Annotated in this window: 12 protein-coding genes, 1 tRNA gene and 1 riboswitch; of the genes, 6 read left to right on the top strand and 7 right to left on the bottom strand. The window is 64.3% G+C overall.

The annotated features are described in order from the left end of the window. Position 1: 1 nt before the first annotated feature. From QQS38_RS12735 to QQS38_RS12720, 4 genes are read right to left on the bottom strand one after another with little or no spacing between them, the layout of a single operon-like run. Complete coding sequence (locus QQS38_RS12735; protein ID WP_479645741.1) at positions 2–247, bottom strand: acyl carrier protein; 246 nt, start codon at positions 245–247, stop codon at positions 2–4. Between the two features lie 3 nt (positions 248–250). Next, positions 251–550 (bottom strand): phosphopantetheine-binding protein, encoded by a 300-nt coding sequence (locus tag QQS38_RS12730; protein ID WP_479645740.1) that lies wholly within the window; start codon positions 548–550, stop codon positions 251–253. After that, positions 525–1319, bottom strand: a complete 795-nt coding sequence (locus QQS38_RS12725; RefSeq protein ID WP_479645967.1) for a lysophospholipid acyltransferase family protein — start codon at positions 1317–1319, stop codon at positions 525–527. The genes QQS38_RS12730 and QQS38_RS12725 overlap by 26 nt, the downstream gene beginning before the upstream one ends. 8 nt (positions 1320–1327) lie before the next feature. Then, positions 1328–2020 (bottom strand): beta-ketoacyl synthase chain length factor, encoded by a 693-nt coding sequence (locus QQS38_RS12720; RefSeq protein WP_479645739.1) that lies wholly within the window; start codon positions 2018–2020, stop codon positions 1328–1330. A gap of 396 nt (positions 2021–2416) precedes the next feature. After that, a riboswitch (yybP-ykoY riboswitch) is annotated at positions 2417–2627 on the top strand. 55 nt (positions 2628–2682) lie between these two features. On the opposite strand from QQS38_RS12720, the gene QQS38_RS12715 reads away from it, so the two are divergent. After that, a complete protein-coding gene (locus QQS38_RS12715) occupies positions 2683–3252 on the top strand; it encodes a TMEM165/GDT1 family protein (RefSeq protein WP_479645738.1) in 570 nt (189 codons plus the stop codon). A gap of 218 nt (positions 3253–3470) precedes the next feature. Here QQS38_RS12715 and QQS38_RS12710 read toward each other — a convergent pair whose 3' ends face one another. Beyond that, a complete protein-coding gene (locus tag QQS38_RS12710) occupies positions 3471–4154 on the bottom strand; it encodes a DUF4136 domain-containing protein (protein WP_479645966.1) in 684 nt (227 codons plus the stop codon). A 202-nt stretch (positions 4155–4356) separates the two neighbouring features. Here QQS38_RS12710 and pepN point away from each other — a divergent pair, with 202 nt between their 5' ends. The 3 genes from pepN to QQS38_RS12695 all read left to right on the top strand — a co-directional run bounded on the left by pepN (position 4357) and on the right by QQS38_RS12695 (position 8426). After that, complete coding sequence (gene pepN / locus QQS38_RS12705) at positions 4357–7056, top strand: aminopeptidase N (RefSeq protein WP_479645737.1); 2700 nt, start codon at positions 4357–4359, stop codon at positions 7054–7056. 217 nt (positions 7057–7273) lie between these two features. Next, positions 7274–8290 carry a class 1 fructose-bisphosphatase gene (locus QQS38_RS12700; RefSeq protein ID WP_479645736.1) on the top strand — a complete coding sequence of 339 codons (1017 nt, stop codon included), beginning with the start codon at positions 7274–7276 and terminating at the stop codon, positions 8288–8290. A gap of 60 nt (positions 8291–8350) precedes the next feature. Continuing rightward, positions 8351–8426: transfer RNA gene (locus QQS38_RS12695), tRNA-Thr, on the top strand. Between the two features lie 118 nt (positions 8427–8544). On the opposite strand, the gene QQS38_RS12690 is transcribed toward QQS38_RS12695, so the two are convergent. Next, positions 8545–9480, bottom strand: a complete 936-nt coding sequence (locus QQS38_RS12690; RefSeq protein ID WP_479645735.1) for a LysR family transcriptional regulator — start codon at positions 9478–9480, stop codon at positions 8545–8547. A gap of 130 nt (positions 9481–9610) precedes the next feature. Between QQS38_RS12690 and QQS38_RS12685 the strand changes: the two genes are divergently transcribed. Continuing rightward, positions 9611–10786, top strand: a complete 1176-nt coding sequence (locus tag QQS38_RS12685; protein ID WP_479645734.1) for an aldo/keto reductase — start codon at positions 9611–9613, stop codon at positions 10784–10786. Here QQS38_RS12685 and metE read toward each other — a convergent pair. Further along, a complete protein-coding gene (gene metE / locus QQS38_RS12680; protein WP_479645733.1) occupies positions 10783–13059 on the bottom strand; it encodes a 5-methyltetrahydropteroyltriglutamate--homocysteine S-methyltransferase in 2277 nt (758 codons plus the stop codon). The genes QQS38_RS12685 and metE overlap by 4 nt on opposite strands. A 127-nt stretch (positions 13060–13186) precedes the next feature. On the opposite strand from metE, the gene QQS38_RS12675 reads away from it, so the two are divergent. Next, a complete protein-coding gene (locus QQS38_RS12675; protein ID WP_479645732.1) occupies positions 13187–14110 on the top strand; it encodes a LysR family transcriptional regulator in 924 nt (307 codons plus the stop codon). Positions 14111–14202: the final 92 nt, after the last annotated feature.

Below are 14202 nucleotides of genomic sequence, written 5' to 3'. Positions count from 1 at the left end.
CTCAAGCCGCCAGCAGCGATTCGACTGCGCCGATGACGTCGCCGACCGTGCGCACGGATTTGAACTCTTCGGGCTTGATGCGGCGCCCCGTCATTTCCTGCAGCTTGATCGCCAAATCGACGGCATCGATGCTATCGAGATCCAGGTCGTCGAACAGATGCGCCTCGGGCGTGACGCGCTCCGGCTCGATCGCGAAGTTTTCGTTGAAGATGGCGCGGATGCGCTCGAGGATCTCGGTATCGGTCACGGTTCACTCCCCTTTCGTTGCGGTGTCGGCGTGGGTGAAAGCCAGCGCGCGCTGACTTTGCACGAACGCGGCAAGCGTGTTGATCGAGCGAAAATGCTCGCGCGTGCGCTCGTCGTTGGCGGCGATGGTCAGCGCGTAGCGCTTGCGCAGCACGATCCCGACCTCGAGCGCGTCGATCGAATCGAGCCCTACGCCATCGGTGTCGAACAGCGGCGCGTCGTCATCGATGTCGTCGGGACGCAAATCTTCGAGATCGAGCGCCTCGATCAACAACTGCTTAATTTCGAGTTTTAAAGAATCCATAAGCGAACAGATGCTCGGTGATATGAGCTTGAACCCCGTGCGCGAGGACACGCGCAGCCGCGGCTGGCGGCGTATCGACGGCGGTGAAACGCTCGAGGGCAAGCGGCTCGAGCACGGCGACGCGCATGCGGAACGGCCTTCTCGGCACGTGATACCAGCGCATATGTTTGGTGAAGGCGGGCGGGTCGCAATCGATCAAGACGGGGCGCACGGGAACGCCTGCGCGCAACGCCATATGCGCGAACCCGCGCGAAAACGGATGCAGCCGGTCGCCGCCGGGGCTGCGCGTGCCTTCGGGGAAGACGATCATCGTGTAGCCGGCGGCCAATTGGCGCGCTCCCGCTTCGATCAGCTCGGACGGATCGGCGTTGCTGACGTATCGAGCGGCGCGCACGATGCCCCAAAAGCACGGATTGCCCCAATGGGCGTTTTTCACCACGCAGCAGGCACGCGGGGTGAGTGCGAGCAAGAGCACCACGTCGAGATACGTGGGGTGGTTGGCGACCACGATGGCGGGGCCGCGCGCCGATAGCGCCTCGGCACCGCTGACCTCGAGTTTCATGACGCCGAGCGCCTCGAGCAATGCCACGAGTGCCCGAAAGAACCAATGAATGACCGCGGCCACGACGCGTTGACTCGACGCGCGATGCGGCCATAGCCAGGCGAACGGAAAGACGACGACCGAGAACAGCACGCCGCACGCGCCGAAGGCCGTGAATGCGGCGCCCGTAGCCACCAGGCGCCACGAGCGATCGATGCGCGCCATCACGCTTGCGTTCATATCGAGCCGCCCTCGTGCACCGCCCACGCCCAACTGCGGCCCACGCCCTGCCATGTCGCCGCCGCGCCGGCCGCGAGGCCATGCCTCAATGCGTCGCTTTGCGTGGCGAACGCCGAAGCGCACTGCCCTGCGTGCGCCGGCCCCATCGCGCACTCGAGCCGCCAGCGAGCGTCACGATCGAGCAGCACGGCGAGCGCGCCCGCCGATGCTTCGTGAGCGATGCTTCCGTAGCGTGCGTCGGCAGGTTCGTCGGCGTACACCACGAGCACCGGTGTAGCCGAATCCGCGCTGTATTGCGCGTGCGCTTCGAGCAATGCGTAGCCGAGCGTCTCCGCGCCGGCCGAGATGGCCGTTGCGGGCGAGCGATCGCGACGCGCGATGCTGTAGACGCCCGCCATCGCATTGAGGACGGATAAGCTGAAAGCCGCGGGCGAGACGGGCTGCCCCGCTACGATGTCGTCGAGAATGCCCGTGGTGCGGCCCAATTCACCATGACGGGAAGCGAACACCAGGCGCACGGCGTCGCAATGGGCCGCGCAATCGTGCGCGACCTTCAACGCCATTTTCGTGAGCGTGCTCAACCGGCGGCGCACGAGCGGCTCGATGAAGCCGATATCGGGCGTCGCGGCCGCGCCGGCTGGCCAGGATGACCACCGGGCGACTGGAATGGTCCAGCGCAGGTCGAGCATATCGTTCGTTCGCTTACGAATCGTGATCGCCGGTTCCCCGGCGTAAAGATGCGAACGACGAAAGCCCGAAAGCGCCCCGCGTACCACACCCCGAGTTGGTCGATTTTGTTCGTGTCGTGGATTACCCGGGCATAACCGCAATCGCATTTACCTACCGCTCAGCTGCGGCAAATGCTTTCATTTATTTTTCAAGTCTATTTCAGGCGTCCCGGATCCGCCGGGCGAAATATTACTGAAAATTCGGTCCCAAAAACAGCATTAGCGTTAGACGTAGCATTCGCGCGACGCTGCGCGAAGGTCCCGTTTGCCCAATTGCACGCCAGCCACGGCTCTCGAAGCGCCGCGCAGTTCCGGCCATGCAGCGCGCGATTCAAAACCCTCATCATGTGCTAGAATCCGCCGCTCATTGGGGAGTAGCCGCCCCGCCACGTCCGCTGCACGCCGAGGCGATCGAATGCGATCGCCCGAATCGATCGAGCTTGACCGATCGGCAGCGCGCACGCGTCGCGGGGGCGTACGTCAACACACTTGGCTCATACGAGCCATGGCGGACGCAGCCTTTGGCCTGGCGAGACCGATGACCCCTGCGCATGCCGCTTTCAGGGCCCGGCTGCGCGGTGGGTCGTCGCTCGCTCATATCTCGGCCCGAGGAAGACCATCACGTGGAACAAGCCTTTCTGATCTCGACGGGAGCCGTCGCGCTTGCCGAAATCGGCGACAAGACCCAACTGCTCTCGCTCGTGCTCGCCGCGCGCTATCGCAAGCCGGTGCCCATCATGCTCGGCGTGCTCGCCGCGACCCTCGCCAATCACGCCGGCGCGGGCGCGCTCGGCGCTTGGCTCGGCGCGCTGCTCACGCCCTCGATCATGCGTTGGGCGTTGGGTGTTTCATTCGTCGTCATGGGGGTCTGGGTGCTGATTCCCGATAAGCTGGACCCGAACGAGGCGAATGTCGGGCGCAGCCACCTGGGCGTGTTCGGCACGACGCTCGCCACCTTCTTCTTGGCGGAGATGGGCGACAAGACGCAAATCGCCACCGTGGCCCTCGCCGCCCGCTTCCACGATTTCTTCGGGGTCGTGGCCGGGACGACGCTCGGCATGATGCTCGCCAACGTACCGGCAATCCTGCTCGGCGAACGCTTTGCTCACCGGTTGCCCACGAAAGCGGTCCATGCGGTCGCCGCCGTGTTGTTCGTCGTTCTCGGCGCGCTTGCGTTCATCCACGCCGGCTAAACCGGTCCCCCCGACCGTAGCCACGGCTCGCGGCCCCGCGGGCGGCGCATGCGCGAACCCGAAACCGAGGCGACGAACCCGGCGGCGCAGCGCCTGATACGCCCGCGCGTCGCCTGCCCCCGCTGCTTGCCCCGAGCGCAACCTGGCCGGGCGCGGTTGCGCATGGGTCAAAATGGGCCGAAATGGACCTAAATGGACCTAAATGGACCTAGGTCGGCCTACTTGGGCGCGGCGCTCGAGGCGCTCGCCGGCTGCGGCGCAACGGGCACTTCGTTCGTCAGCACGGCGCCATGTTTGTCGTAGCGAATCCGCACCGTACGCACCGCGCCGTTGGCGAGCGGGAAATCGGCCAGCGCGCTACGCACGAGATACGGCATGGCGTGCACGAGCGACGAATCTTCGCTCGTGTTGCGTGCTGTGACGTTGTAAACCTCCCTACCGGAGCCGCGCTCGCTGATCCTGATACCGAGCGTATGCGTGAACACGGGGTAACTTTGCGTCACGTAATCGGGCGGAAACGGACCGAACGGCCCCCACGGATTCAACGGCCGCCAGTAGGGGCCGGGCCAGGGGCTGCCGTAGAACACGGGCTGGGTGATCGTCACGGTATCGCCGTGCGTCGAATATGTCAGCCCGACCAAGTAATGGGCATTCGCGCTGGCGGTTTGCCGAAACGCATTCGCCTCCAATTCGATCGCGACGAGTTGCTCGTAAGTAGCCTGCTCGATGCTGTTTTGCTGCTCGCCCGTGCGCGCGAATGCATACGTGCGCGTCGCATCGCTGCCGCTCCAATTCGAGAAGGCCGTCACCTGCGTCGACACATAGGTCGTGCAGCCCGATAGCAACACCATCGTCGCCGCCACCGCCGGCACGACGGCGCGCCATAATCGTTCCCACTTCATTTCGTTGCCCTCGCCTTTCTCGTCAACTCGCGCAAGCGCCGCGCGAATGGCCACGATGATACCGCCGACCGAGCCGCGCATCCAAAGTCGCCGCTCGTTTCGGCATATTCGCTCGCGCCTTTGTACAATGGACGACTACCCTCGCGCGAGGCACCCTTACCAGGGTACGCGAGCCGAATCCGGTTTCTCTCATCCATCCGCCATGTCCGATACCGCCAATCCCGCTGTGATCCGCCGGGCCGACTATGCAGCGCCCGCCTTTCTCGTCGATTCCGTCGCACTCGAATTCGATCTCGTGCCCGAACGCACGCTCGTGAAGAACACGATGCGGGTGCGGCGCAACCCCGAAGCTGCACCGGATGCGCCCCTGGAATTGCTGGGCGAGGCGCTCGAGTTCATCGCCGCCGCGATCGACGGCGCCGCGCTGCCCGGCGGCGCCGTGCGCGTGCACGAGCACGGCCTGACGATCGAGAACACGCCCGACGCCTTCGAACTCACGATCGAAAGCGCGTGCAACCCCGCCGAAAACACGACGCTGTCGGGGCTCTACGTATCGAGCGGCAACTTCTTCACGCAGTGCGAAGCCGAGGGCTTTCGCCGCATTACTTACTTCCTCGACCGCCCGGACGTCATGGCAACCTACACGGTTACCCTGCGCGCCGATAAAGCGGCGTATCCGGTGCTTTTGTCCAACGGCAATCTCGTGGAAGAAGGCGAGCTTGCCGACGGACGCCACTTCGCCAAATGGGAAGACCCGTTCAAGAAGCCAAGCTATTTGTTCGCGCTCGTCGCGGGCAAGCTCGTCGCGCTCGAGGAACGCATCCGCACCGGCTCGGGCAAGGAAAAGCTGCTGCAAGTCTGGGTGGAGCCGCAAGATCTCGACAAGACCCGGCACGCGATGGATTCGCTGATTCACTCGATTCGCTGGGACGAGGAGCGCTTCGGTCTCGAGCTCGATCTCGACCGGTTCATGATCGTCGCCGTCAGCGATTTCAACATGGGCGCGATGGAGAACAAAGGGCTCAACATCTTCAATACGAAGTACGTGCTCGCGAATCAAGAAACCGCCACCGATACGGACTTCGCCAATGTGGAGGCCGTGGTCGGGCACGAGTATTTCCACAATTGGACGGGCAACCGCGTCACGTGCCGCGACTGGTTCCAGTTGAGCTTGAAGGAAGGGCTCACCGTCTTCCGCGACCAAGAGTTCTCGGCCGACATGCAAGGCGGCGCGACCGACGAAACGGCGCGCGCCGTGAAGCGAATCGAGGACGTTCGCGTGCTGCGCCAAATGCAGTTCGCCGAAGATGCGGGTCCCATGGCGCACCCCGTGCGCCCGGAAAGCTACGTCGAGATCAACAACTTCTACACGATGACCGTCTACGAGAAAGGCGCGGAGGTCGTGCGGATGTATCAAACGCTGTTCGGCCGCGAGGGCTTTCGGCGCGGCATGGATTTGTACTTCAAGCGTCACGACGGCCAAGCGGTGACCTGCGACGATTTCCGGCACGCCATGGCCGATGCCAACGGCCGGGACCTCGCGCAATTCGAACGCTGGTACAGCCAAGCGGGAACGCCGCGCGTGTCCGTGCGCGCCCACTACGACGCCGCCGCTCAGCGCTACAGCGTCACGCTCGCGCAAAGCTATGGCGAGGCCGCGCCGGCCGCGCGCGAAACGCAAACGGGGCCGCTGTTGATACCGTTTGCCATCGGCCTCATCGGCCGCAACGGCGAAGACATGGCGCTGCGCCTGGAAGGCGAGGCCGCCGCCTCGGGCACGACGCGCATTCTTGAACTGACGGAACAAGAACAGACGTTCACCTTCGTCGATGTGAAAGAAGCGCCGCTGCCCTCGCTCGCTCGCAATTTTTCCGCGCCGGTCATCGTCGAGTACGAGTACACCAACGACGATCTCGCCTTCCTGCTTGCGCACGACAGCGATCCGTTCAACCGCTGGGAAGCGGGCCAGCGGCTCGCCACGCGGGAATTGCTGGCGCTGGCCGGCCGCGCGGCGGCGGGCCAACCGCTTGCGCTGGACGATTCCACGGTCGCCGCGTTCGCGCGCGTGTTGAGCGACGAATCACTCTCGCCCGCGTTCCGCGAGCTGGCAATGATGCTGCCGTCGGAGGCCTATCTCGCCGAGCAAATGGAGCAAGCCGATCCCGCGGCGGTGCATGCGGCGCGCCAATTCGCGCGCAAGCGCCTGGCGACGGCGCTCAAGAGCGAATGGCTCGCGATCTACCAACGGCATGGCACGCCCGGCGCGTACGAACCCACCGCGCAAGCGGCCGGCCATCGCGCATTGAAGAATCTTGCACTCGCGTATCTTGCCGAACTCGACGATCCGGCCGATGCGATCGCGCACGCCAGCGCGCAATACGATAGCGCAGACAACATGACGGACCGCGCCGCGGCGCTGGCCGCCCTGCTCGCGGCGTCGGCCGCGGAAGTTGGCGAGGGCGCCGCCGAGCGGGCGTTGGACGACTTTTATCGCCGCTTCGAAAAAGAGCCGCTCGTCATCGACAAGTGGTTTGCGCTGCAAGCCACGCAGCGAGGCAGCGCCAAGCGCCGCGTGATCGACATCGTGCGCAAACTGATGGCTCATCCGGCGTTCACGCTGCGCAATCCCAACCGGGCGCGCTCGCTGATTTTCAGCTTCTGCGCGGCAAACCCGGCGCAGTTCCACGCCGCCGACGGTTCGGGCTACGCGTTCTGGGCAGAGCAAGTGATCGCGCTCGATGCGCTCAATCCGCAAGTGGCCGCGCGGCTTGCCCGCTCGCTCGAACTCTGGCGCCGATACACGCCGGCACTGCGCGAGCGGATGCGCGCGACGCTGGAACAAGTCGCGACGCAAGTGAAGTCTCGCGACGTCAAAGAGATCGTCGAAAAAGCGCTCGCGTGAGCGCCTATCCGGCGCCGCGTTCCAGCGGGCGAAGGCCGCCCGCTGGAACGCCGGGACGTCCGGCAGAACGGCGCTGCGGCGCCGTTTTTTTTCGCGCATGCAGGCCGCGCGCTAGCGCGCGAACGGTGCGTGCCGTACGGATGCTTACAAAAACGCAGGGGCGCGGCGCGGCCCACGGGTAAAATCGTCGCATTCCCATGGCTTTCGGAGCACCGCAATGGCTTTGCAACGTCGCACCACCCTGACTAAATTCCTGATCGAGCAGCAGCGAGAAACGAACAATCTGCCCGCCGACTTGCGTCTTCTGATCGAGGTCGTCGCGCGTGCCTGCAAACTCATCAGCTATCACGTGAGCAAAGGCGCACTGGGCGAGGCGCTGGGCACGGCCGGCACCGAGAACGTGCAAGGCGAAGTGCAGAAGAAACTCGACGTCCTGTCCAACGAAATCTTGCTCGACGCCAATGAATGGGGCGGCAACCTCGCGGCCATGGCGTCCGAGGAGATGGAAACGCTGTTCCCGATTCCGTCGAACTACCCGCGCGGCGAGTATCTGCTCGTGTTCGATCCGCTCGACGGTTCGTCGAACATCGACGTGAACGTCTCGATCGGCACCATCTTCTCCGTGCTGCGCTGCCCGGATGGCCAGGAGGCGACGGAGGAGTCGTTCCTGCAACCGGGCCGGCAGCAAGTGGCGGCCGGCTATGCCGTGTATGGGCCGCAAACCGTACTCGTGCTGACGACCGGCAACGGCGTGAACTGCTTCACGCTCGATCGCGAACTGGGCTCGTGGGTGCTCACGCACAACAACCTGCAGATCCCGGCGGAGACGCGCGAATACGCGATCAACGGGTCGAACGAGCGGCACTGGTACGAACCCGTGCAGCGCTACGTGGGCGAACTGCTGGCCGGCAAGACAGGGCCTCGCCAAACCGACTTCAACACGCGCTGGGTTGCATCGATGGTGGCCGACGTGCACCGCATTTTGAATCGCGGCGGCATCTTCATGTACCCGGCCGATAAGCGCACGCCCGACAAGCCGGGCAAGCTGCGGCTCATGTACGAAGCGAATCCGATGTCGTTCATCGTCGAGCAAGCGGGCGGCGCGGCCACCAACGGCGTGGAGCGCATCTTGGACATCCAGCCGAGAAGCCTGCACGAGCGCGTGGCGGTCTTCCTCGGTTCGAAGAACGAAGTCGAGCGTGTCACGCGCTATCACCAAGAGGAAAAAAAGTAACGCCGGGGGCTTGCGCACCCGCGCAAAGTGTCTCTATAATCGCGTTTCTCTGATGTTGATGCCGGAATAGCTCAGACGGTAGAGCAGCGCATTCGTAATGCGAAGGTCGGGGGTTCGATTCCTCTTTCCGGCACCACAAGATTCAAGCAAAAAGCCCAGTCCTCGTGACTGGGCTTTTTGCTTTCTGCTGTCCGTATACCGCTGTCGGCGGATTCGAGCTGTCTGGGGCGAGAGCGCGCGGGTTCTTGTCCGCTTCAGCGGCGCCCCTTTTCCGCCGCTAGCGCCGCCACGCGCTTCTCGCGCAAAAAATCGACGAACACGCGCAGCTTCGACGGCATCTGCACGCGGCTCGGCATATAGAGGGAGAAGCCATCGAAGGTCAGCGCCCAATCGTCGAGCACACGTATGAGCCGACCCTCCTCCAACTGCAGCCGCACATAGTCCTCGATCACATGCAATAGGCCGACGCCCTGCTCCGCCGCTGCCACCATCGTTCGCAAATCGTTCGTGACGAACGATCCGCCCGTTTCGACTTCGAATACACGCCGCGACGTTCTCGGCTCGGCGAATTCCCATCGATAGATGCCGCGACTCGACGCGAACCGGTAGCGCAGACAGTCGTGCCGCGTCAAATCGTCGGGCGTCGCCGGCTTTGGATAGCGCGCGAAATACGAGGGCGAGCCCGCCACGACGATGCGTAAAGGCCCGGACACCGGCACGGCCACCATGTCGCGTGCAAGCCGCTCGCCCAGCCGAATACCGGCATCGAAGCCGCCCGCGACGAGATCGCTCAGCCCTTCGTCCAGCGTCAACTCGACGGCGACACGCGGATAACGCTGCATGAATTCGGCCAAATGCGGCATCACGAGCAAATCGCTGGCGACGCGGGGCAAATTGATCCGCAGGGTGCCGGTCGCTTCTCCGCGCGCCTCGTCGAGCGCTTCGTAGGCCGCATCCAACATCGACAGCGCTGGCCGCACGTGCTCCAAAAACTGGCCGCCCGCCTCGGTCAATGCGACGCGGCGCGTCGTGCGATTGAAGAGCCGCACGTTCAATTGCGCCTCCAACGCGCGAATCGATTGCGACAGCGCCGATGCCGATACACCGCTCTCGGCCGCGGCCCGCGTGAAGCTTCCGTGTCGCGCGACATTCGCAAACGCGACGAGCGCCGGCAATTGCGCAGGATCCATCGAAGTGGCCTCCGGTCGATTTATGAAGCAATGCTTCACAATGAATGAAGTCGACCGCTATTTTTCCACAAGATCAAAACGCGCACGATACGACCCATCGATACGTTCTTCCAACGCAAGGAGCACTGACATGACGATGAACCGCTATACCCTGCTGGGCCGCTCCGGTCTGCGCGTTTCGCCGATCTCGCTGGGCACGATGACGTTCGGCGACGAATGGGGTTGGGGCGCCGACGAAGCGACGGCGCAGCGCCTGTTCGATCTTTACGTGGATGAAGGCGGCAACTTCATCGACACCGCCGATTTGTACACCGAAGGCACGAGCGAGCGTTTCGTCGGTAAATTCATGGCGGCGCGCGGCCTGCGAGACCGGCTGGTGATCGCGACGAAATACAGCTACAACGCGCAGGCCGGCAATCCCAACGCAGGCGGCAATCACCGCAAGAACCTCATGCGCGCTCTGGAAGGGTCGCTCGAGCGGCTCGATACCGACTACATCGATCTGTACTATCTGCACACCTGGGACCGCATGACGCCGGTGGACGAAGTCATGCGCGCAATGGACGACGCAGTGCGCGCCGGCAAAATTCGCTACGTAGGCCTGTCGGATACGCCGGCTTGGTTCGCGGCGCGCGCCCAGACGCTTGCCCAGTGGCGCGGGTTCGAGCCCGTTGCCGCGATGCAGCTCGAGTACTCGATGATCGAGCGCAACGCCGAACTCGAATTTGCCGACTTGGCTACGGAACTGGGAATGGGGCTCGTGCCGTGGAGCCCGCTCGCGATGGGGGTGCTTTCGGGTAAGTACAAGCCCTCGCAAGGCAACTTCACGGGAAGCGGCCGGCTCGAAACCGTGCGCGCGCAAAATCCCGGTGCTAAGCCGCCGCCGGGCTTCGACAAGCTCACCGAGCGCAACTTGCGCATCGCGGCCGAGCTCGAAGCCGTGGCGCAGCAAGCGGGGCGGCCCATGGCGCAAGTGGCGTTGAATTGGCTTCATCACAAGCGCGGCGTGGCGAGCATCATCGTCGGCGCGACGAAACCGGAGCAGCTGCGCGATTCGCTAGCGGCACTCGATTTCACGCTCGATCCGACGCTGGTCGCGCGTCTGGACGCCGTGTCCGAGCCGGCTCGCCCGTTCCCCTACTACACATGTTCGAAGACGGTCACCAGGCCCGTATTCACGGCCACGTCGACGTACGCAACCAGCCCGACGCCTACGATCGGCCCGTGCATGTCCCCGCGCCGCAGGCGAACGCTTGATACAGCCAAGCGCCACCCGCAGCCGGGACCCGGCCCACGCCCGGGCTAAGCCGCCAGCACCAGGCGCCCGCGCAAGCTCTTCGCCGCACGAACCATGTTCGCGAGCGCGGCCTCGGTTTCGGCCCAGTCGCGCGTCTTCAAGCCGCAGTCCGGATTGACCCAGAGGCGGTCGGCGGGGATGACTTCGCAGGCGCGCTGCAACAGCCGCTCGATCGCGTCGGTGGTGGGCACGCGCGGCGAATGGATGTCGTAGACGCCCGGCCCGATCTCGTTCGGATACGAGAACGCGCCGAAACCGTCGAGCAATTCCATCGCCGAGCGCGAGGTTTCGATCGTGATCACATCGGCGTCCATCGCAGCGATCGCAGGCAGGATGTCGTTGAACTCCGAGTAGCACATGTGGGTATGGATCTGCGTCTCGTCGGCCACCCCGGCCGCCGAGATGCGAAATGCGCGCGACGCCCAGTCGAGATAGGCCGGCCAATCGGCGCGACGCAGCGGCAGCCCCTCGCGAAATGCCGGCTCGTCGATCTGAATGATGCGAATGCCGGCCTTCTCGAGATCGACGACTTCGTCTCTCACCGCGAGCGCCAATTGCAGCGCCGTCGTTGCGCGCGGCTGGTCGTCGCGCACGAAGGACCACTGCAACATCGTCACAGGCCCCGTCAGCATGCCCTTCACGGGGCGGCTGGTCAGCGATTGCGCATACTTTGCGGTTTCGACCGTCATCGGCTCCGGCCGGTAGACATCGCCGTAGATGATGGGCGGCTTCACGCAACGCGAACCGTAGCTTTGCACCCAGCCGTTTTCGGTGAAGGCATAACCCCACAATTGCTCGCCGAAATACTCGACCATGTCGTTGCGCTCGGCTTCCCCATGAACGAGCACGTCGATGTCCAGCGCTTCTTGGCGGCGAATGGCCAGCTCGATCTCCGCACGCATGCGCTCGAGATAATCGAGGGCCTTCAGCTCTCCGCGCTTGTACGCAGCCCGCGCTTGACGGATGGCGGGCGTTTGCGGGAACGAGCCGATCGTCGTCGTCGGCAGCGGCGGCAGGTTCAGCGCCTCGCGCTGAAGCCGGTTGCGCTCGGCGAACGGACGCCCGCGGTTGGCCATTGCCTCGGTGACGGCGGCGACGCGCTTTTGCACGAGCGCATTGACGACGGCGCCTGAACGGCGGCGCGATGCGAGCGCTGCGTCGGCCTGCGCCAACGCCGGTTGCGCGGCCGGTTCGTTCTCGAGCGCAAGCCCGATCGCGCGAATCTCGTCGAGCTTCTCCGTGGCGAAAGCGAGCCACGACTTCAGTTCGGCATCGAGTTTGCGCTCGCTCTCGAGCGACACCGGAACATGCAACAGCGAGCACGACGGCGCCACCCAGAGCCGCTCTCCCAGTTCCGCGCGCAACGGCAGCAACGATTCGACGACGGCGCGAAGGTCGGTGCGCCAGATATTGCGACCGTCGATCACGCCCGCGGACAGCACCATGTGCGCCGGCAACACGGCGCGCCACGCATCGAGTTGCGCCGGCGCGCGGACGAGATCCAGATGCACGCCGTGGACGGGCAGCTTAGCGATACGCGGGGCATGAGCCGCCGTCGTTTCGAAATACGTCGCAAGCAGGACCTTGGCCCCGCAATCGCCAAGCGCCGCGTACGCGGCGCTCAGCGCCTCGAGCCACTCGTCCTCCAAGTCGAGGCACAGGGCCGGTTCGTCCAATTGCACCCATTCGACGCCGCGCGCCGCGAGCGCTTGGATAATGCGCACGTACCGGTTCACGAGCTTGGGCAGCAGATCCAAGCGATCGAAGCCGGGCGTATGGGTCTTGGCCAAGCGCAGATAGGTGATGGGTCCGATCAACACCGGCTTGATCCGCAGCCCCAACGCGAGCGCTTCGTCCACCTCGTCGAAGAACCAATCGACGCCGCCATTGAAAGTCGAATCGGCGGCAAGTTCCGGCACCAGATAGTGGTAGTTCGTATCGAACCACTTCGTCATTTCCATGGCCGGCTGCGCCGCGTTGCCGCGGGCGAGTTCATAGTATTGAGCGAGCGTGAGCGTGGCCGGGTTGAAGCCGAAACGCTGCGGCAACGCACCGAGCAGCGCGCTCGTGCCGAGCATTTGATCGTAGTAAGCGAAATCGCCGACCGTGACGAAGTCGAGTCCGGCCGTGGACTGCAATTGCCAATGGCGCGCACGCAACGTAGCGGCCACCTCGCGCAGGTATGCCTCGTCGGCTTCGCCGCGCCAAAACGCTTCTTGAGCGAATTTCAGTTCACGCTGCGCGCCGATGCGCGGGAAGCCAAGTATATGAGTGCAGGTCATGACCACCTCGAAGATTGGGATGGGCGTCAGTCTGCAAGTCGCGCTATCATTCATCAAGCGACAACTTTTCATCAATGTATGAATACCATTCATATCTGGATCGACAGCTCACCGGCGGCGGGAAGGCATGCTTGAGATTCGACACCTTCGCTCACTGATCGCGATCGCGGAGTCGGGCAGGCTCGTTGCGGCTGCCGAGCGCGTTCACTTGAGCCAGTCGGCGCTATCGCACCAGATTCGCGATATCGAAGCGCACTATGAAGTGTCTCTGTTCGAACGCACGAAACAGGGGTTGCGCTTCACGTCGGCCGGCGAAAGGTTGCTCGCGCTCGCACGCGAAACGACCGCGGCGCTCGCCGCCGCGGAGCGCGATTTGTTGCGGCTAAAGGGCGAGACGGCGGGCGAACTGCGGATCGTGCTCGAGTGCCACACCTGCTTCGACTGGCTCATGCCCGTGATGGACGAATTCCGCCGCCGTTGGCCCGAGGTGGAGGTCGATTTGGTGGCCGGGTTTCACGCAGATCCGCTGCGCCTGCTCGGCGACGGCAAGGCCGATGTCGTGATCGGCTCCAAGCCCGCGGGCAAGCCGAGCCTGCATGTCGCGCCGCTGTTTCGCTTCGAGATTCTCGTCGTCATGGCCAATGAACACAGGCTGCGCAACAAGCGGCGTGTGGGCGCGCGCGACCTCGATGGCGAAACGCTGATCACCTACCCGGTGCCGGAATCGCGCATCGATCTGATCCGCGAGGTGTTGGAGCCGGCCGGCGTCAAGCTCGAGCGCCGCACGGCCGAATTGACGATCGCCATCATGCAGCTGGTGGCCAGCCGGCGGGGCATCGCAGCGCTGCCGAACTGGGGCGTCAAGACCTACGTGGATCACGACTACGTCCTCGCCAAGCGCGTGGAGCCCAAAGGGCTTTGGAGCGAGCTATACGCCATCGCGAGCCCCGGTTTCGCCGGGCGCCCCTACTTCGACGATTTCGTCGCCATCGTGCGCGATAGCTGTGCGGCGCAACTCGAGGGAATCGAGCTTCTGCCCTCCGTGCAGTGAAGCGCACCCGCGCACGGCAACCGTCGCGCGGCTAGGTGAAACCCCTTGCGGCGGCACACGCGCCCATGGCTGACGCCGCACGCTCCAACACG

This window comes from Trinickia sp. Z7, from assembly GCF_056498045.1.
This window is presented reverse-complemented; position numbering and strand designations above follow the sequence as displayed.